At 65.7% G+C, this 19,728-nt stretch carries 15 protein-coding genes; 11 read left to right on the forward strand and 4 right to left on the reverse strand.

The window, feature by feature from the left end; genetic code table 11:
• Position 1: 1 nt before the first annotated feature.
• Positions 2-676, reverse strand: a complete 675-nt coding sequence (locus J9314_RS03795; RefSeq protein WP_246490597.1) for a tripartite tricarboxylate transporter TctB family protein — start codon at positions 674-676, stop codon at positions 2-4.
• The gene (locus tag J9314_RS03800; protein WP_246490598.1) at positions 673-1,734 is read right to left on the reverse strand and encodes a Bug family tripartite tricarboxylate transporter substrate binding protein; all 1,062 of its coding nucleotides are present in this window, start codon (positions 1,732-1,734) and stop codon (positions 673-675) included. The genes J9314_RS03795 and J9314_RS03800 overlap by 4 nt, the downstream gene beginning before the upstream one ends.
• A gap of 188 nt (positions 1,735-1,922) precedes the next feature.
• Between J9314_RS03800 and J9314_RS03805 the strand changes: the two genes are divergently transcribed.
• From J9314_RS03805 to J9314_RS03850, 10 genes are all read left to right on the forward strand, one after another.
• Complete coding sequence (locus tag J9314_RS03805; protein WP_210604627.1) at positions 1,923-4,208, forward strand: S9 family peptidase; 2,286 nt, start codon at positions 1,923-1,925, stop codon at positions 4,206-4,208.
• A 328-nt stretch (positions 4,209-4,536) separates the two neighbouring features.
• Positions 4,537-5,514, forward strand: coding sequence for an ABC transporter substrate-binding protein (locus tag J9314_RS03810; protein ID WP_210604628.1), 978 nt, complete (start codon positions 4,537-4,539; stop codon positions 5,512-5,514).
• Between the two features lie 96 nt (positions 5,515-5,610).
• Entirely contained in the window at positions 5,611-6,591 is a 981-nt protein-coding gene (locus J9314_RS03815; RefSeq protein WP_246490599.1) for an ABC transporter permease, read from the forward strand.
• Positions 6,592-6,596: 5 nt separating this feature from the next.
• On the forward strand, positions 6,597-7,388 hold the full coding sequence (locus J9314_RS03820; RefSeq protein WP_210604629.1) for an ABC transporter ATP-binding protein: 792 nt from the start codon (positions 6,597-6,599) through the stop codon (positions 7,386-7,388).
• A 101-nt stretch (positions 7,389-7,489) separates the two neighbouring features.
• Positions 7,490-8,047, forward strand: coding sequence for a TetR/AcrR family transcriptional regulator (locus tag J9314_RS03825; RefSeq protein ID WP_210604630.1), 558 nt, complete (start codon positions 7,490-7,492; stop codon positions 8,045-8,047).
• Complete coding sequence (locus tag J9314_RS03830) at positions 8,044-8,448, forward strand: SMR family transporter (RefSeq protein ID WP_210604631.1); 405 nt, start codon at positions 8,044-8,046, stop codon at positions 8,446-8,448. Before J9314_RS03825 ends, J9314_RS03830 begins: the two co-directional genes overlap by 4 nt.
• Positions 8,445-8,759, forward strand: coding sequence for a DMT family transporter (locus J9314_RS03835; protein ID WP_210604632.1), 315 nt, complete (start codon positions 8,445-8,447; stop codon positions 8,757-8,759). The genes J9314_RS03830 and J9314_RS03835 overlap by 4 nt, the downstream gene beginning before the upstream one ends.
• A 410-nt stretch (positions 8,760-9,169) precedes the next feature.
• On the forward strand, positions 9,170-11,509 hold the full coding sequence (locus J9314_RS03840; RefSeq protein ID WP_246490600.1) for a BCCT family transporter: 2,340 nt from the start codon (positions 9,170-9,172) through the stop codon (positions 11,507-11,509).
• Between the two features lie 17 nt (positions 11,510-11,526).
• On the forward strand, positions 11,527-13,122 hold the full coding sequence (gene betC / locus J9314_RS03845) for a choline-sulfatase (RefSeq protein WP_210604633.1): 1,596 nt from the start codon (positions 11,527-11,529) through the stop codon (positions 13,120-13,122).
• A gap of 334 nt (positions 13,123-13,456) precedes the next feature.
• A complete protein-coding gene (locus tag J9314_RS03850) occupies positions 13,457-14,857 on the forward strand; it encodes a TIGR01777 family oxidoreductase (RefSeq protein ID WP_210604634.1) in 1,401 nt (466 codons plus the stop codon).
• Between the two features lie 171 nt (positions 14,858-15,028).
• Here the strand turns inward: J9314_RS03850 and J9314_RS03855 are convergent, their stop codons facing one another.
• Positions 15,029-16,258 carry a cobalamin-independent methionine synthase II family protein gene (locus J9314_RS03855; RefSeq protein WP_210604635.1) on the reverse strand — a complete coding sequence of 410 codons (1,230 nt, stop codon included), beginning with the start codon at positions 16,256-16,258 and terminating at the stop codon, positions 15,029-15,031.
• Between the two features lie 147 nt (positions 16,259-16,405).
• Here J9314_RS03855 and J9314_RS03860 point away from each other — a divergent pair, with 147 nt between their 5' ends.
• Positions 16,406-17,149, forward strand: a complete 744-nt coding sequence (locus J9314_RS03860) for a hypothetical protein (RefSeq protein WP_210604636.1) — start codon at positions 16,406-16,408, stop codon at positions 17,147-17,149.
• A gap of 98 nt (positions 17,150-17,247) precedes the next feature.
• On the opposite strand, the gene purL is transcribed toward J9314_RS03860, so the two are convergent.
• Positions 17,248-19,632, reverse strand: coding sequence for a phosphoribosylformylglycinamidine synthase subunit PurL (gene purL, locus J9314_RS03865; RefSeq protein ID WP_210604637.1), 2,385 nt, complete (start codon positions 19,630-19,632; stop codon positions 17,248-17,250).
• Positions 19,633-19,728: the final 96 nt, after the last annotated feature.

Genomic DNA, 19,728 nt, shown 5'->3' on the forward strand with positions numbered 1-19,728 from the left:
CTCAGAACCCACCTCCCAGGATTCCCGAAGGAAGATTGAGCCCCAGCATCACCGCGAAAGCGATATAGACCAGGGACGAAAACGTCAGTGCCACGGTGAGGTCGAACAGAGGCTTCTTCGACCCCATCGATCGCGCCACGCACCAGAACAGGAGGGCCGCGGCGATGATCCACCCGGCGAATTCGAGGATCAGGGCAAACGCGGCGAAACCGCCGGCGCCCCAGGCCAAGGACACGAAGTCGCTGTGAGTCCGGTGCTTCGCATCGGCGGCCTTCGCATCGGCGAGTGCCCTGCGGTCCGCGGCCGGCTCATCCTCTTCGTGCGGTTCGAGTCGGGAGGCGGCCACTGCCGATGTGACCGGCGTCGAGAACGCCCTGTCCTCCTGTGCCTCGGCGGGCTGCTCGTCGTCGACGTCGACCGGTTCGGGATTGCGGATATAGGCGATGGTGAGCAGGATCGTCAGCGCGTAGCCGACGATCATGATGATCATCGGGAAGAACTGCGGACCCGGCTTGTCGGCATCCTCGGCGACCTCCATGGTGAGGATCCCCACGAGCAGATACGTCGAGAATGCCCCCATGATGAGCGGAACGAGGAGTCCCGATCGACCCTGCCACCAGGTGCCCTCGCCGAGGTGGCCCGTCCTGGCCGTGTTCGTGTGCGTCTGCGTGCTCACAGTCCCAACTCCTTGAGAAGCTTCTCCACCCGTGAGGTGTCTTCCTTGACGAACTCGGCGAATTCCTCGCCGGTCTGCCACACATCTGTCCATTTGTTGCGTTCGAGGGCATCCTTCCAGGCTGCGCTGTCGCGGGTGGCCTGGAGGATGTCGAGCAGCTGGCTCGATTCGTCGCCGGTGATGCCTGGCGCACCGAGCCACCCGCGCCAGTTGGTCAGAGTGACCTTGTAGCCCTGTTCGGACATCGTGGCGACATCGTCGAAGCCTTGGACGCGTTCGGGAGCGGCGACTCCGATGGCTTTGACCCTGCCGGCTTCGATCTGGTCGGAGACCTCGTTGAAGCCGCAGGAGGCGAAGTCGGTCGTACCCGAGAGCAGCGTCTGAATCGCTTCGCCGCCGCCGGACTTCGGAATGTAGGTGATGTCCGAGGCGGGGATCTTGCCGAGCAGTGCGAGCTGGGCGATGGTGAGGTGGTCGACGGAACCGGCCGATCCGCCGGTCCATACGAAGTCCTTCGGCTTCTTCTTCCACGCCGCGATGACGTCGTCGACGGTGTCGTACGGAGCATCTGCAGGGGCGATGAGCACGTCGTAGTCCTCGGCCACACGGGCCAGCAGCGTGGTGTCATCGAATCCGACGGGCGACTTGTTCAGCGCGATGCCGCCGACCATGGCGGTGCCTGTGGCCAGAATGGTGTCGGCTTGGCCGTGCATCGTCGAGAAGCTGCCCAAGCCGATCGTGCCTCCGGCGCCTGGAATGTTGACGACTTGAGCGTTGTTGGCCAGCGCTTCGACGCGCATCGACTGTTGGGTCTCGCGGGCGAAGCCGTCCCACCCGCCGCCGGCACCGGCCGGTGCGATGAGGGTGAGGTTCGAGGACAGATCGCCTTTCGCCGAGGCGGCCCTGACCGAATAGGTCGTGGCGGTGCCGATCGCGGCTGCCGCGATCACCCCGTAGGCGATGCGGCCGAACATGCGTCGGGACGGATGTGAGGATCCGGCAGGGGGATCTGCGGGAGTTCCCGCGGAAACATCCCCGGGAGGTGGCGCCTTTGGCACGTACTTCTCCTTTGAAGACAAGTGTGATGTGAGACTCACCTTAAAGGTTCCTGGGCATGAACTGCTCGCTTGTGCTCACTCAGCGCATTCTGCTCATTGAGTGCGTTGTGTGCATTGTGCTCGATGTCGGCGAGGGTGAGGGGAAAGGCGAGTGCGTACCTCCACGATGGGGTGGTTAGGCTGGGGCCATGACTGATACCGATGCTTCGAACACTGTTCCTTCGGCGCCGGTGGCCAAGAAGGTCCCCTTCGAGCGCACGCATCACGGGCACACCTTCGTCGACGACTACGAGTGGATGCGGGAGAAGGAGTCCCCGGAGGTCATTGCCCACCTCGAGGCCGAGAATGCGTGGACGAAGACACAGACCGCCCATCTCGAGGGACTGCAGGAGTCGATCTTCACCGAGATCAAGACCCGGATCAAGGAGACCGACATGTCCGTGCCGACCCGGCGCGGAGACTACTGGTATTTCTCCCGCACGCAGGCCGGACTCGACTACGGCATCAGCGTTCGCGTGCCTGTCTCCGGGCCCGACGACTGGACCCCGCCGGAGGTCGGCGACGATGCACTGCCCGGCGAGGAGGTCGTCTTCGACTCGAACGTCGCAGCCGAGGGCCAGGAATTCTTCTCGCTCGGATCATTCTCGCTCTCCGACGACGGCACCCGGCTGCTCTACGGCGTCGACACCAGCGGCGATGAACGCTACACCCTGCGGCTGCGCGACCTCGCAACCGGTGAGGACCTCGCCGACACGATCGAGGGCACCTTCGCGGGAGCCTCCCTCGACCCGACCGGGCGCTACGTCTTCTACACCACCGTCGACGATGCCTGGCGGCCCGAAAAAGTCTGGCGCCACCTCGTCGGCACCGACAGCAGCGACGACGTGTGCATCTTCGACGAGCCCGATGAACGCTACTTCGTCGGAGCGGGCTTCACCCGATCGGGCAAGTATCTCTTCGTCGTCACCGGGTCGAAGACCACCACAGGCTACTGGAATCTCGAGGCCGACGACCTCGAAGCCGAACCGCGAGTCGTCTGGCCCCGCGTCGACGGGGTCGAGTACTCCGTCGAGCACGCCGTCATCGGCGGCGAGGACCGATTCCTCATCACCCACAACCGGGACCGGGCCGACTTCGAACTCATCGACGTCCCTGTCGCCGAACCCGCCGCACCAGGTCGACCCGTCATCGACGACATCGACGGTATGCGCATCGAAGACGTCGACGCCTTCGCCGACTTCATCGCGGTCAGTTACCGTCGTGGCGGCTTCGCCCGCGTCGGCACCGTGCGCCTGACCGCACCCGCTAGCGGTGACACAGCGTCGACCGACACCTCCTCCCCATTCGATCCGCTGCGCGAGCTTCCCTTCGACCGGGAGACCGGCACCCTCGGACTCGCCGGCAACCCGGAGTTCTCACAGAGGAACATCCGACTTCTCTTCACCTCCATGTCCACGCCGACTGTGATCTATCAGCACAGCGTCGCAGACGGCACTGACACGGTTCTCAAGCGACAGCCCGTGCTCGGCTCCGTCGATCTCAGCGCCTACGACGAGGCCCTGCTGTGGGCCACGGCCGAGGACGGGACGCAGATTCCGATCTCCCTCGTCTATCGCAAGGATCTCGTCCCACTCAGCCCCGCCGCGCCAGACGCGGGAGCGACCGCCTCGGCGGGGGACGGATCCGACGACACCGGCACGGGCACCGGTCAGGGCAGGACCGCCTCGGCGAACGACCCGGCACCCGGTGGGCCGGCACCGCTCGTGCTCTACGGGTACGGCTCGTACGAGGCGAGCATGGACCCGTACTTCTCCGTCGGGCGACTCTCGCTGCTCGACCGCGGGGTCGTCTTCGCGATCGCGCACGTGCGCGGCGGTGGGGAGATGGGTCGGCACTGGTACGACCAGGGCAAGACCACGACGAAGCGGAACACGTTCACGGACTTCATCGACGTCGCCCGCCACCTCGTCGACACCGGGTGGACCGCACCGGAGAGACTCGTCGCCACCGGAGGTTCGGCCGGTGGCCTGCTGATGGGGGCCGTGGCGAACATGGCGCCCGAGCTCTTCGCCGGAATCAGCGCGCACGTCCCCTTCGTCGACGCTCTCACCTCGATACTCATGCCCGAACTGCCGCTGACGGTCATCGAATGGGAGGAGTGGGGTGACCCCCTGCACGACGCGGAGGTGTACGACTACATGCGCTCGTATTCGCCGTATGAGAACGTCGCCGAGGTGGCCCACCCGAAGATCTTGGCCGTGACCTCCCTCAATGACACTCGGGTCCTCTATGTGGAGCCGGCGAAATGGGTCGCGCGTCTGCGTGAGGTCGGTGCCGATGTGCTGCTCAAGACCGAGATGGTCGCCGGTCACGGTGGTGCCTCGGGCCGCTACGACACCTGGAAGGAGACGGCGTTCGACTTCGCGTGGATGCTCGACGTGCTCGGACGATCGGATGTCGAGATCGAGCCGTGAGGGACGTCTGTCGCTTGAGATAACGATACTGGGACGATTGTCTCCAAAAGCCGGAATCGGCGCCCGGTGTCAGTGCCGCATCATAGAGTGGATATCATCACAGTCGAAGTGATGCGCGTCGGTTTGCCGCGCGAAGGCTCTACAAAGGCTCGGAGCCTTCGTGGGCAGTTCAGAATGATCTGAAGAATCGACGCATCGCTCATCTGCGTCGACCGCGTCTTCGCGCAGAGCACTCCTGTCTTCGGAGGCTCTGCCGGTGGCGGTGGAGCCGCACGCAGATTTCGTGACGGTTCCGCACGGGCGGACCGCGCTTTCAAAGGGGAGAAGCATGCGTCTGAGGAAAATGGCCACAGCGATGGTGGCGGTCGGTTCGATTCTTGCGGTTTCGGCCTGCTCCGGCGGTGACGGCGGCAGCGGCGAGGGGGACTCGTTCAAGATCGGCATCTCGCAGCTGGTGCAGCACCCGGCTCTCGATGCCGCCAGCAAAGGCTTCAAGAAGTCCTTCGACGATGCCGGCGTCGAGGTCGAGTGGGACGAGCAGAATGCTCAGGGTGAACAGGCCAATGCGACGTCGATCGCGCAGAACTTCGCGAACGAGGACCTCGACCTCGTCCTCGCGGTCGCGACCCCGGCCGCTCAGGCCGCGGCGCAGGCAATCACGAACCAGCCCGTGCTCTTCACCGCCGTCACCGACGCGAAGGAGGCAGGACTCGTCGACAGCAATGACAAGCCCGGCGCCAACGTCACCGGCACCTCGGACCTCAACCCGGTCGAGGAGCAGCTCAAGCTCGTCAAGGACGTCAAGCCCGATGCGAAGACCGTCGGCATCGTCTACAGCTCGGGTGAGGTCAACTCGCAGGTGCAGGTCGACCTCGCGAAGAAGGCCGCCGAGGGACTCGGCGTGAAGATCAAAGAAGCGACGATCGCGAACTCGGGCGAACTCGCGCAGGCCGTGGACTCGCTCGGCAAGGTCGACGCCTACTACGTGCCCACCGACAACAACGTCGTCTCGGCCGTGTCCACCATGGTCCAGGCCGCCGAGAAGAACAAGGCTCTGCTCGTCGGCTCCGAGGCCGGGCAGGTCGAATCGGGTGCGGCGATCACGCGCGGAATCGACTACACGAAGCTTGGCGAGCAGACCGGACAGATGGCTCTGAAGATCCTCCAGGACGGGAAGAAGCCTGCGGAGATGCCGGTCGAGACCAGCTCGGACCTCGAACTCGTCGTCAACCCCAAGGCCGCGAAGGCCCAGGGAGTCGAGATCCCGCAGGACCTCATCGACGAAGCCGACAACGTCATCGAGTGATCGGCCGTTGAAGCCACCGGCACCGAGGTTGCCGACCGTCAGATCGGCAACCTCGGGCCACCCTGAACCACCTCACCACCCTATGAACGGAAACCCATGTTCGGAGCATTGGAGCTCGGGCTCATCTACGGCGCGATGGCGCTCGGGGTCTATCTGACCTTCAAGGTCCTCAACTTCCCCGACCTCACCGTCGACGGAAGCTTCACCACGGGAGGCGCCACCGCGGCCTCCCTCATCATCGCCGGGGTCAACCCCTTCCTGGCGACCGCCGCAGCCATCGGCGCGGGACTCGTCGCCGGCTACATCACCGGGCTGCTGCACACCAAGGGCGGCATCGACGGACTGCTCGCCGGAATCCTGACGATGATCGGTCTGTGGTCGATCAACCTGCGGATCATGGGCAAAGCGAATCTGCCGCTGCTGCGCGAGGACACCGTGTTCACCCCGCTGCGGGAGAACATGTGGCTGGGCTCGTGGATCTCGATCGCGATCCTGCTCATCTTCGCCCTCATCCTCAAGTTCGCCATCGACTGGTTCCTCACCACCGATCTGGGTCTGGCCATTCAGGCCACCGGCAACAACCGGGAGATGATCCGCAGCCTCGGCGTCAACACCGACAACACGACGATGCTCACCCTGGCGCTGTCGAACGGATTCGTCGCCCTCTGCGGCGCGCTCATCGCCCAGTACCAGGGCTTCTCCGACATCAGCATGGGCATCGGCCTCATCCTCGTCGGACTCGCCTCGGTCATTCTCGGCCAGGCCGTGTTCGGCAGTCGCAACATCTTCATGGCCAGCCTCGGTGCGCTGCTCGGATCGGTCATCTACCGGCTCATCATCTTCCTCGCTCTGCGCGCGGGCCTGGACACGAACGACATGAAGCTGACCACAGCCCTGCTCGTCGTCATCGCCCTCCTCCTGCCCAGATGGGGTTCCCTCAAGCGGATCCCTTCGCTCAAGGGACGCGGCAACCGCGCTCCCGCCTCGGTGCCGGCAGGCACGACAGACATGAAGGGCCCCGCCGAGATCGCCGACGTCTCGACGACCTCCGGCGCAGGCGCTGGGAAGGAAGGCTGAGGATCATGCTCACGATCGACAACGTCTCCAAGACCTTCTTCCCCGGAACGGTCAACGAACGCAAAGCCCTCCAAGGGCTCGAGCTCAGACTCGAGGAATCCGATTTCGTCACCGTCATCGGTTCGAACGGCGCCGGCAAATCGACCCTGCTCAACACCATCTCCGGGCGGCTGCCCATCGACTCCGGATCGATCACGATCGACGGCGCCGAGGTGTCCCGGATGCCCGAATACAAACGGGCGAAATACCTCGGCCGGGTCTTCCAGGACCCGATGGCCGGCACCGCACCGGATCTCACGATCGAACAGAACCTGTCCCTGGCTCTCAGGCGCGGACAAGCACGCGGTCTGGGGCGGGGAACCACCTCGGCGCGGCGGGAGCACTTCACGGACGAGCTGGCCACACTCGAACTCGGCCTCGAGAACCGACTGAAGACGAAGGTCGGACTGCTCTCCGGCGGTCAGCGGCAGGCGCTGAGCCTGCTCATGGCCGGATTCACCCAGCCCCGGATCCTGCTGCTCGACGAGCACACCGCAGCCCTCGACCCGCAGCGGGCGGCGCTGGTGACGACGCTGACGAAGAAGATCGTCGAAGCCGACGGGCTGACCACGCTCATGGTCACCCACAACATGGAGCAGGCGATCGCGCTGGGCAATCGGCTGATCATGATGCACGAGGGGCGGATCATCTACCAAGCCACGGCCGAGGAGAAGAAGGACCTGACCGTCGAGACCCTGCTCGGGGAGTTCTCGAAGCTCAAGGGTGCGAGCCTGGGGGACCGGGCACTGCTGAACTGACCTTGGTGGCACGGCTGACCTAGGCGACCTGGGGACCCGGTTGACCTCGGCGAGCTTGGCGACCTGGCCGACTTTACCAACCGGATGGTAAAGTTCCGGGCATGGTTGCAGATGCGAAGACTCGGATCCTCGAAGCGGCGAAGGCCCTGGCCGAATCGAACGATTCGGTCCAGGGCGTGACGATCTCGCTCGAGACGGTTGCGCAGGAAGCGGGACTGACCAAGCCGGGACTGATGTACCACTTCCCGTCGAAGGAAGCGCTCATGGTCGGCCTCGTCGACCATGCCGCCGCGCACTGGGCGCAGATGCTGGGCGAGCACGCCGGGAAGTCGGCCGAGGAGCTCTCGAGCTTCGAGCGGCATCGCGCCTACGTCGCCGTCGCCACCACCGCCGAGGTCTCCCGCGCAGACTATTGGATCTTCTCCGACGCGCTCTACCACCCGAAGCTGGGCCAGGCGTGGAGAGACCACCTCGGCCCATGGTTCGACGTCGACGGCCTCAACCCTCCCGTCGTCTCGATGCTCACGGCGGCGCGCTTCTGCGCCGACGGCGCCTGGATGTCCGAGGCCACCGGGGTCTTCCCCGCCGCTGATCTGGCCGCTGTGCGCGAGCACGCGCTCGGTCTCATCGACACCGCTGAGGCGGAGGAGGCCGCATGAGCCCCCGTCGAATCCTGCTCCTCATGGGGGCGATCGTCGCCGAGGTGGCCGCCACCCTGATGCTGCGCGCCTCCGTCGCCGATCCGATCTGGATCCCCGGGGTCGTCGTCCTCTACGCCGCCGCGTTCTTCATCCTCGGCCTCACGCAGCGACTCGGGATGCCGCTCGGGGCGGTCTACGCCACCTGGTCGGCCAGCGGAGTCGCCCTCGTCGCCGTGCTCGGCGTGGTGTTCTTCGGGGAATTGCTGAGCATCGGAGCGATCATCGGCATCGCCGTCATCATCATCGGCGTCATCCTCGTCGAATCCGGCAGCTCGGACGATTCCGGCACTCCTGACGATGCCGGCACTCCCGACGGTCCTGTCGCCCCTGGCAGCGGATACACGGAGGTGACCGAATGAGCTGGGTCTGGCTCGCCCTGTCGATCCTCAGCGAGGTGGCCGGCACCCTGTGTCTGCGCGCCAGCGCCGGACTGCAGCGCAGGGTCTGGTTCATCCCGGTGGTCATCAGCTACACCGCGGCCTTCCTGTTTCTCAGCCGCACGCTCGCTGCCGGCATGCCGCTCGGCGTCGCCTACGGTCTGTGGGCCGCCTGCGGGGTGGCCCTGGTCTGCCTGCTCTCACGCGTCATCTGGAAGGACCCACTGACGCGTCGCGCGCTCATCGGCATCGGCTGCATCGTCGTCGGCGTCATCCTCGTCGAAGCCGGATGACACACCTTGCCGAGGCTGGATGACACACCTCGCCGAGGCTGGATGACCTACCTCGCCTGGGCCGGATGACCTACCTCGCCTGGGCCGGATGACCCCACCCGCCGAGGCGTAACCGACCGTCATCGTGCAGCCGACCCCGCCTCTTGTGTGAAGCGAACCTTTGAGAAGCTCTCAGCAAACTGTTATGGTCCGAAACTATGGCATACAGAGGTTTCACTGCGGCAGCTGACCGCGGTCGAACCCGCCCGGCCACCGTCGCACCGCGCCCGACACAGGGCTATGCCAACGATTCGTGGGAAGGCGCGGCGATCGGGTGGTGCGGCAGCGAACCCTGAGCGATCCGGTTGCTTTCGATCATCCGTCACGTCTGAGTTCCAGACACTCCTGCGAATGAGAAAGGGCCATCGCCCATGTCCGATGACTCCACCCCCGGATCCGAGGAACACTCCTCGGATGTCAGACCACGCGCCACCGCACGCGATACCGCCGACCAGGCGAACGCAGCCTCCGCGCACGACAACGCCACCGCGACGAATGCCGCCGACCAGGCGGACGCCGCCGACAAGGCGGACTCCGCCGCAGCGGCGAACGACAAGGCCGCCGAGGCGAACGGCAGCGCCGAGACGCACCCGAACGACCGTCGCGTCTCCCGCGAGCGGATCAAGGCCGACGCCCGTCGAGTCGGCGCCGACGCCAAGCGTGTCAGCCGCGAGACCGGCAAGCGCCTCGGCAAGCTCGACTATGCCCGTCCACGTTACCCGTACGGCGAGAGCCCCCAGGACGGTTCCTCGACCGAGACGAACACGCAGTACCCGCACAACACCCACCCGATCCTCGTGCCCGGGATCGCGATCGACGAGCAGCGCCGTCGGTACTCCCTCGACAAGGTGATCTTCGCGATCGCCGGCTCGCTGACGGTGGCGTTCGTCATCTGGGGGATCACGGACTCCGGCAGCGTCGCCTCGGTGGCGAAGGCCGCGTATGACTGGTCGACGATGAACGTCGGCTGGTTCTTCAACCTCGTCGCGATCGTCGTCCTCGTCGCCCTCCTCATCCTCGCGTTCTCGCCCTACGGGAAGATCCCGTTGGGCAAGGACAGTGAGAAGGCCGAGTTCAGCACCTTCTCTTGGGTCGCGATGCTCTTCGCGGCCGGCATCGGCATCGGCGTGCTCTTCTTCGGGCCTTCCGAACCGCTCACGTACTTCATCAGCCCGCCGCCGTTGACGAACGATCCGGAGACCACCGAGGCCCTCCATGGTGCGATGGCACAGACCTACTTCCACTGGGGCTTCCACGCCTGGGCGATGTATGCCCTGGTCGGCGGCGCGATCGCCTACGCCGCCTACCGTCGCGGCCGGTCCCTGCTGCTGTCCTCGATCTTCGTCTCGCTCTTCGGCAAAAGACAGACCGAGGGCTTCGCCGGCAAGCTCGTCGACATCTTCGCCATCGTGGCCACGCTCTTCGGCACGGCGGCAGCGCTGGGCATCGCGGCGATGCAGATCGGCACGGGCGTGAGCATCGTCTCCGGAGCGGGCCCGATGACGAACAACATGCTCGTCATCATCATCCTCGTGCTCACCATCGGCTTCATCATCTCCGCGGTCTCGGGCGTCTCGAAGGGCATCCGCTACCTGTCGTCGATCAACATCGTCCTCACCGTCGGCATCGTCGCACTCGTGCTCTTCCTCGGCCCGACGCTCTTCCTGCTCAACCTGCTGCCCTCGGCGCTCATGGAGTACTTCGGCTCCCTCTTCGACCTCATGGGTCGGTCCCTGTCGTGGGGTTCGGAGACACAAGAGTTCCAATCGGTGTGGACCGTGTACTACTGGGCCTGGTGGATCTCCTGGTCGCCGTTCGTCGGCACCTTCATCGCCCGCATCTCCCGCGGTCGTTCGATTCGCCAGTTCATCCTCGGCACGATCTTCATCCCCTCGACCCTGCTCTTCGTCGCCTACGGCATCATGGGCGGGACCTCGATCTCGATGTACCGGGACGGTGCGGCCGGCTTCACCGACAGCATGGAAGCCCCCGAGGTGTTCTTCACCCTCATCGACAACCTGCCCTACGTCGAATGGCTGCCGTTCGTGGCGATCATCGTCCTCGCGATCTTCTTCATCACCTCGGCCGATTCCGCCTCGGTGGTCATGGGCATGCTCACCAGCCGCGGTGATCAGGAGCCGAAGAAGTGGGTCGTCGTGTTCTGGGGTCTCGTGATGTCGGGCATCGCTGTCGTCATGCTGCTGCTGGGCAACGCGAACGCGCTCGAAGGCCTCCAACAGCTCGTCATCGTCACGGCGGTGCCGTTCGCGATCGTCATGCTCTTCATCATCTTCGCGTGGTACAAGGAGCTGCGGACGGATCCGCTCGCGCTGCGCCGCCAGTACGCGCTCAATGCCGTCGACAACGCCGTCGTCGACGGCGCCGATCGCTACGGCGACGACTTCGCCCTCCAGGTCGTGCCCACCGAGCCCGGCGACGGCGCGAACGGCAGCATCGACTCCGAGCACGAGGACTACACCGACTGGTACCAGCGCACCGACGAGAACGGCGATCCCGTCGGCTACGACTACGAGACCGGGACCTGGGACGACGGGTGGACACCCGAATCCGACGCGAACCCCACCGCCGAGGCGGACGGCCCCACCACGGAGGCGGACCCCGCCGCCCCGGACGCCACCTCGGCGGATGACACCGACCTTCAGGCCACCTCGGCGATGGACGCCGACTCCGCCTCAGAATCCCGCTCCTGAACGAAAAGAGAACCACCATGACCACCCCGAACATCGTCGTCATCCAAGCCGATCAGATGGCGGCGCAGGCACTCGGCGCCTACGGCAACGGCGCAGCACTGACCCCGAACATGGACGCCCTGGCCGCCGATGGTGCGGTCTTCGACCGCGCCTACTGCAACACCCCGCTGTGCGCGCCGTCGCGGGCATCGATGATGACCGGGCGGATGCCCGCCGATGTCGACTGCCTCGACAACGGTGACGACTTCGCCGCCTCGGTGCCGACCTTCGCCCACCGTCTGCGCACGCTCGGCTACCACACGGCGCTCATCGGCCGTATGCACTTCATCGGCCCTGACCAGCACCACGGTTTCGAACAGCGTCTGACCACCGACGTCTACCCGGCCGATCTCGACATGGTCCCCGACTGGAATCGCCCGTTGGAGGAGAAGCTGCAGTGGTACCACGAGGCCGACCCCGTGTTCACCGCGGGTGCTGCGACGGCGAACGTGCAGCAGGACTTCGACGACGAGGTGATCTTCAAGACCTTGCGCCACCTCAACGACCGCAAGCGCGCGAACCAGGCGGCCGGGGCCGACCAGCCGTTCCTCATGGTCACCTCGTTCATCCACCCGCATGACCCGTACGAGCCGCCGAAGGCCAACTGGGACCGGTTCGCCGAGGTGGACATCCCGGACCCTGCCCATCCCGAGGTCCCTGACGCCGCCGTGGATCCGCACAGCCATCGGCTGCGCACGATGTGCGGCTTCGATCAGCGGGAACCCGGCATCGAGGACGTGCGCAGGGCCCGCCGCGCCTACTATGCGGCGGTGAACTACATCGACGACCACGTCGGGGCGATCAGGCAGCGGCTCGAGGAGCTCGACCTGCTCAAGAACACCGTCGTCATCGTCACCAGCGACCACGGCGACATGCTGGGGGAGAAGGGCCTGTGGTTCAAAATGTCGCCCTACGAGCAGTCCTCGCGGGTGCCGATCATCGTCAACGGCCCCGCCGAGGTGGTCACCCCCGGTCGCTACCAGAACCCGGTCAGCCTCGTCGACCTTGCGCCCACCCTGGTCGAGATCGCCCGCGGTGCCGCGAGCGGTGCGGGCGGGGCAGAGGGCACGGCCACCTCGGCGGTGGGCTCGGCCGCCTCCGCGGTGGACGACGGCCTCGTCGGAACGTCACTGCTCGAATCGGCTCGGCGGGAAGCCATCGGGGAATTCGGCCCTGAGGACCGAGACGTCATCATCGAGTACTTCGCCGAGGGCACTTACCGCCCGCAGGTCACACTCGTACGCGGGGACTGCAAGCTGACCCTGTGCCCGGGTGATCCTGAGCTGCTCTTCGACCTCGCCGCGGATCCGGACGAGCTGGACAATCGTGCCGACGACCCTGCGTATGCGCAGACGCTGGCGGCGATGCGGTCAGAGCTCGAATCACGCTACGACCTCGACCACCTCGAGGATCATGTACTCGGCTCGCAGCGCAGCCGACAGCTCGTCGCCGATGCGCTCAAGGTGGGCACGGCCCGTCATTGGGATTTCGATCCGGAACCGGAGCACGGCTATGTGCGCGGTGACTTCTGGTCGGCCTTCCGCTTCGGGAAGATCCCCGCAGCCGAGGGGTGAACGGTCGCCGCTCCGTTGCTGTCAGCTGACTGGAGTTCGGTCCGCAACTGTCGGCTGAGTGAGGGTCGGTCCGCAACTGTCTAGTGGATGTGCCAGCGACCTGATTTAATGCTGGTCTCCTGCACATTCACTAGACAGTAGCGCGGCTCCGACTATGGCCCGGTGCGGACTGCGGCGCGGCTCCGACTGTGGCTCAGCGCGCCTCCGACCGTGGCGCGGTGCGGACAGTTGCGCGGAGCGACGACCGTGACGGCGGACAATTCATCTGCGCTTGGGCGCGTTGTCGGTCACACTCTCAGAATCCGGTGGCATCATTCGAGGTAGGAGGGATGCCATGACCATCTTTGAGTCAACATCTGAAGTTCCGCTCGGCGCGGAGACCACATACGACTGGCACGCTCAGCCAGGTGCTCTGACCAGGCTCTCACCGCATTGGGCGCAGGAGATCGTCGAGGAGAGCTACCCTCCGATCGCCCCTGGTTCGGTGGCGCAGGTGCGCACGAGCGTGCCCGGCACGTACGGCCTCGTGCGGCGTCCCTTCAGCTCGGTGCATTCGGAGGGACCGTCGCGGTTCTCCTTCGTCGACGAGCTGAAGAAGGGCCCGCTGAGCCAGTGGAAGCATACGCACGAATTCACCTCGGTGGCGGGCGGAACGAAGATCGACGACCACGTCGAGTTCTCCATGGCACCGCAGGGCTTCGACGTCATCGATCGCAGCCTCATCCGTTACCTCGAGGCCACCTTCGAAGCCCGGCACCGGCGCATGCTCATGGATATCGACTTCCTCGAATCCACGAACGCGCCCCTGCTGACCAGGAAGAAGGGCAAGCACATCCTCATCGCCGGCGGCAGCGGTCTGATCGGTCGGCAGGTGGCCGCACTGTTCTCCACCGCCGGACACTTCGTCCGCCTCCTCGTGCGTGAGACCCCGAAGTTCCCGTATGAGGTGCACTGGAATCCTGACCTGGGAATCCTCAACCCGCGGGACCTCGCGTGGGCGGATGCGGTGGTCCACCTCGGCGGGCGATCGATCGCCACCCGGTTCACCAAGCACGCGAAGGACGAGATCTGGTCCTCCCGCATCGACTCGACGAGGCTGCTCGTCGAAACGATGCGCAGCCTGCCCGAGGCCAAACGTCCCTCGGTCTTCGTCTGCGCCTCGGCCGTCGGCTACTACGGGTCGAAGGCGGATGAGCCGGTCGACGAATCAGGGCCGGTCGGCGAGGGATTCCTCGCCGAGGTGTGCCAGAAGTGGGAAGAGACCGCGGCCGGAGTCGAGGATGCCGGGATCCGGCGAGTGTCGATCCGCACCGGGGTCGTGCTCAGCTCATTGGGCGGGCTGCTCAAACTGCAGGCGCCGCTGTTCCTCGCCGGTGCCGGCGGTCGTTTGGGCAGCGGTGAGCAGGCCCTGGCCTGGATCTCCCTCGACGACGTGGCCCGTGCCTATGTGCATGCGGTGCTCTATGACTATGTGCGGGGTCCGGTCAATGCCGTCGCTCCCGAACTCGTTTCGCAGGCGGAATTCGCCGAGGCGCTCGCCGCCCACCTGCGCAGGCCCGCGTGGATCCCGACGCCCGGTTTCATCACCGAGCTCATGCTCGGCCGTGACGGGGCGAAGGAACTCGCTCTGGCCGATCAGCGTGTGGTGCCGGAGAAGCTGCAGGAGACCGGATACCGCTTCGCCCAGCCGACGCTGTCCGACTGCTTCGACGAGGAGCTCGGCCACGGGGCGTGAAACAGCCATCTCCTCTGCCTGGCCCTAAGGGTGGGTGGTGGCCCGAGAACTGCAGAAGTCCCCTCCGTTCGGCTGGTGAGCCGAACGGAGGGGACTTCTGGTTCTGGAGATTCCGCTGATCGAACTCCGACCGCAGAGTTCGATCAGCAGAGTTCTGACGGCAGAGCCGGGTCAGAAGCGCTTCGAGGCGATCTCCGCACCTTCGGTCAGCGACTGCAGCTTGGCGATCGCGATCTCCGGATGAATGCGGCCACCCAGACCGCAGTCGGTCGAGGCGACGACGTTCTCGGGTCCGACGAGCTTGGCGAAGCGTCCGATGCGTTCGGCGACGAGTTCCGGGTGCTCAACGACGTTGGTCGCATGGGAGACGATACCGGGGATGATGTACTTGCCCTCAGGCAGCTTTGTCTCTTCCCAGATGCGCCATTCGTGCTCGTGACGGACGTTCGCAGCCTCGAAGGTGATGCCGGCGGCGTTGATCGAGAGGACCTGGTCGACGATCTCGGCGAACGGCAGGTCGGTGACGTGCGGTCCATGCCAGGAACCCCAGCAGGTGTGGATGCGAACCTGGGCCGGGTCGATGCCGCGCAGTGCATGGTTGAGCGCATCGATGCGGATCTGCGTGAAGGCCCGGTAGTCGTCGAAGGACGGCTCGGGGTTTATCTGGTCGAAGTTCTCGGCCAGCGACGGATCGTCGATCTGGACGGTCAGCCCCGCCTCGGTGATGGCGAGGTATTCCTCGCGCAGCACATCGGCCCAGGCCCAGATGAACTCCTCGTCTGAGGAGTAGTATTCGTTGGCCACGCGGGAGGCGGAACCAGGGGATAGGGCGTTGATGTAGCCGGCGCGCTCGTCGTATCCGGCGGCGGCCAGACCCGCCTTGAGATTGGCGATGTCCTGGGCCACGGCCTGCTGACCGATGTAGCTGATCGGACCGGTGGCCTTCGGGAACTGGACCTGCTCGCCGGTGGACGTGCCTGCTTCGGGGTCGGCGTACACGTTCGGAAAGAGGTGGCGGTCGCGACGGTCAGGGAAGCTCGTCAGGACGATCGAGCCGTCGGTCGAACGGTTCGCAGGAGTGTCCCAGAGGTTGTGATCGGCGAGTTCGAGCCCACCCGTGCGGTGGAACGAATAGTGCCACCAGGCGCCGTAGTCGAGATCCGAGGCCATCGCGTGGCCGTATTCGCCGTCATTGGGAAGCGAAATGCCCAGGTCCTTCTGGCGCTTGACGAGGTCGACAACACTGGCGGCGAGAAGCTCGTCGAATTCCTGGGCCTGCTCGTCGGAGACCTCCTGGCCGGCGAGGCGAGCAGTGTTCTGCGCCTGCTTGACCTTGTTCGCCTCGATGAGTTCGGGGGTGCGGGGTAAGGATCCCGCGTGGGATGTGCGAATCGTCGCCATGTCTGACTCCTCTGGTCGATCGTGCGGTGTGGCCGCGACGGTTGTGCCGCAGCAGTCCCCTTCAGGCAATCACATTCGTGATTGCGCATGTGTGTTCGCTGTCATCTTGGGTCACGTGTGTCGGCGGTCGAATCGTAAGGTAGGACCATGAGCTATGGACAGGGCAGTCACCGCAACGGCCCTTGGCAGAGTCAGCCGGCGGCAGGATCGCCGACTTACCCGTCGCCACCACCGCATGCACCGGCACCCCGCGAAGCGCAGGAATCGCAGTATCCCGGATGGCTCGCGCGCTCGCTGTTCTGGGCGGCCCTCATCATCGGCATGCTGCCCGCCCTGGTGCTGACGCCGCTGGCGACGACAGGTGGCACGAGCGCAGTTGTTCTCTTCAGTCTCGGAGCGATCATCTGCGCATGTCTGCGGCTGATCCTCGGCACGGCAGCCATCCTGTTGGTGAAGAACACCAGCTGGGCCAGGAGACTCATCGGCGGCGGAGTCTTCTTCTTCGGCTGCGGTGCTCTGCTGGTCCTTACGCCGTTGTCGGGGATCATCCTTTCGGCTGGGACGGAAGCCGGAGGCTCAATGCTCACCCTCAACATCATCCAAGGGGTGCTCAATGCGTTCTTCCTGACGGCGGTGTTCTCCGGATGGAACATCGCCCGCAATCGACGGTGGTGGATCCTCGTCATTGCGGTCGCGCTCGGCTCAGTGCTCGCCGTGCTCAATATGACCGTCGCCGAACCCTTGGCCGAGAACGTCACGACCGGTGTGATGGCCGGGGTGCTCGTCCAAAGCGTGTGGTTGGTGCTCGTCTTCGCGTGCCTCGGGCTCTTCCATCTGCTCGGCCGCAACCGTGGGGCGACGGTGCCGCCGGCCCCACGAATCGCCCCGTGAATGACTCAGGGCCACCTCGGCGAAGATCATCCGGCGATGCCGGGGAACTCCACGAGGTGGCCCTTCGTCCGATCTGGACGCTCAGTCGGCGACTGCCCTCACACGGCCCCTTCGACCGCGGCGGCAGCGGCCGAGCCGAAGCGCTCTGCCAGCGTGCCTTCGTGCGCCCGGCCGAGTTCGGTCAGTCCGATGGAGAAGTGGTCGACGATGTCGAGGGAGGGATCCGGGTCGCCGGCATCGGTCATGCCGATGCGCACGAACGGGAATCGCCGAGCGGTGCACATGTCCTTGAACCGGACTTCTTCGGATCGCGGAACGGCGACGATCGCCCGTGCCGTCGACTCGGAGAACAGCGCGGTGAACACGTCGATGCCGTCGCGTTCGCACACCTCGTCGAGCCAGATGCGCGCGCCCGTGCCGTAGCGCAGGCAGGATTCGACGAGCGCCTGGGACAGCCCGCCCTCGGAGAGGTCGTGCGCGGCGTCGATCATGCCGTCGCGCGAGGCGTTGATGAGGATCTCGCCGAGTTCCTTCTCCGTCTCCGGCTTGTACTGCGGAGGAATCCCGCCGAGGTGGCCGGCAGTGACGTCCGCCCACGCCGATCCGTCGAGCTCGGCATCGGTGGTGCCGAGCAGGTAGATGGTCTGGCCCGGGTCCTTCCAGCCGCTCGGGGTGGCGCGGGTGACGTCGTCGAAGACGCCGAGCACACCGACGACCGGTGTCGGGTGGATGGCCACCCCGCCGGTCTGGTTGTACAGGGAGACGTTGCCGCCGGTGACGGGGATGCCCATGTCCTGGCAGGCCTCGGCCAGCGCCTCGACGGATCGGGCGAACTGCCACATGATCTCCGGGTCCTCGGGGGACCCGAAGTTGAGGCAGTCGGTGACCGCGCGGGGGATGGCCCCGGCGGTGGTGACGTTGCGGTACGCCTCGGCCAGTGCGAGCTGGGCACCGCGGGCCGGATCGAGGTAGCCGTAGCGGCCGTTGGCATCGGTGGCGATGGCCACGCCGAGGCCGGACTCCTCATCCACGCGGACGACGCCGGCATCATCCGGGTAGGCCTGAGCGGTGTTGCCCTGCACGTACTTGTCGTATTGCGAGGTGATCCACGACTTCGACGCGAGGTTCGGAGAGCTCGCGAGCTCAAGCACGGTCGAACGCAGTTCATCGTCGGTCGTCGGACGCGCCAAACCGGCGGATTCGACGGTGTTCGCAGCCACCTCGGCGGTCCATGAGGGCTCCGCCATCGGACGGTTGTACACGGGGCCGTCGTGAGCGACCGAGCGCGGCGGCACATCGACGATGACGTCGCCGTGCCACTCGATGACGAGGCGATCGGTGTCGGTGACCTCGCCGAGCACGGAGGTCTCGACCTCCCACTTGCCGACGATTTCGAGGAACTCCTCGAGGCGGTCGGGACGGACGACGGCCATCATCCGCTCCTGCGACTCCGACATGAGGATCTCCTCAGGGGTCAGCGTCTCATCGCGCAGCAGCACGTCGTCGAGGGCGATGTGCATTCCGCCGTCGCCGTTCGAGGCCAACTCCGAAGTCGCGCACGAGATGCCGGCCGCGCCGAGGTCCTGGATGCCTTCGACGACACCGGCGTGGAAGAGTTCGAGGCAGCATTCGATGAGCACCTTCTCCGCGAAGGGGTCGCCGACCTGCACGGCCGGGCGCTTCGAGGGCTTCGTGTCGTCGAAGGACTCCGAGGCGAGGATCGAGGCCCCGCCGATGCCGTCGCCGCCGGTGCGGGCACCGAAGAGCACGACCTTGTTGCCGAGTCCCGAGGCGTTGGCCAGGCGGATGTCCTCATGCCGCATGACTCCCACGGCCAGGGCGTTGACCAGCGGGTTTCCCTGGTAGACGGAGTCGAAGACGGTTTCGCCGCCGATGTTCGGCAGGCCCAGGGAGTTGCCGTAGTTGCTGATGCCGGCGACGACGCCGTGGACGACGCGGGCGGTGTCCGGGTGGTCGATGTCGCCGAAGCGCAGCTGATCCATCACCGCGACCGGGCGGGCGCCCATCGAGATGATGTCGCGTACGATGCCGCCCACACCCGTGGCGGCACCCTGATGGGGTTCGACGTAGCTTGGGTGGTTGTGGCTCTCGACCTTGAAGGTCACAGCCCAGCCGTCGCCGATGTCGACGACGCCGGCGTTCTCGCCGATGCCCACGAGCAGGTGCTTCTTCATGTCCTCGGTGACCTTGTCGCCGAACTTCGACAGGTGGACCTTCGAGGACTTGTACGAGCAGTGCTCGGACCACATCACCGAATACATGGCCAATTCCGCCGAGGTGGGGCGGCGCCCGAGGATCGTCCTGATCTGCTCGTATTCGTCGGCCTTGAGGCCGAGGTCGGCGAAGGGCTGTTCGACGTCGGGGTTCGCCGCAGCGAACTCGACCGTCTCCTTGACCTTCTTCGAAGCGTTCTGCACGGAATCGACCTCCGCGGATTCCGCGGAGTTGAGGTTTGACGTCATGTCCTCTTCGGGGCCCTTTCATACGACACGGCACTCGGGGCCAATCTTAGCCGGGGTCGCACCGACGGGGCGAAGTGCGTCCACAACGGGCTACCT

The organism is Brevibacterium oceani, assembly GCF_017948325.1.
Classification (GTDB): domain Bacteria; phylum Actinomycetota; class Actinomycetes; order Actinomycetales; family Brevibacteriaceae; genus Brevibacterium; species Brevibacterium oceani.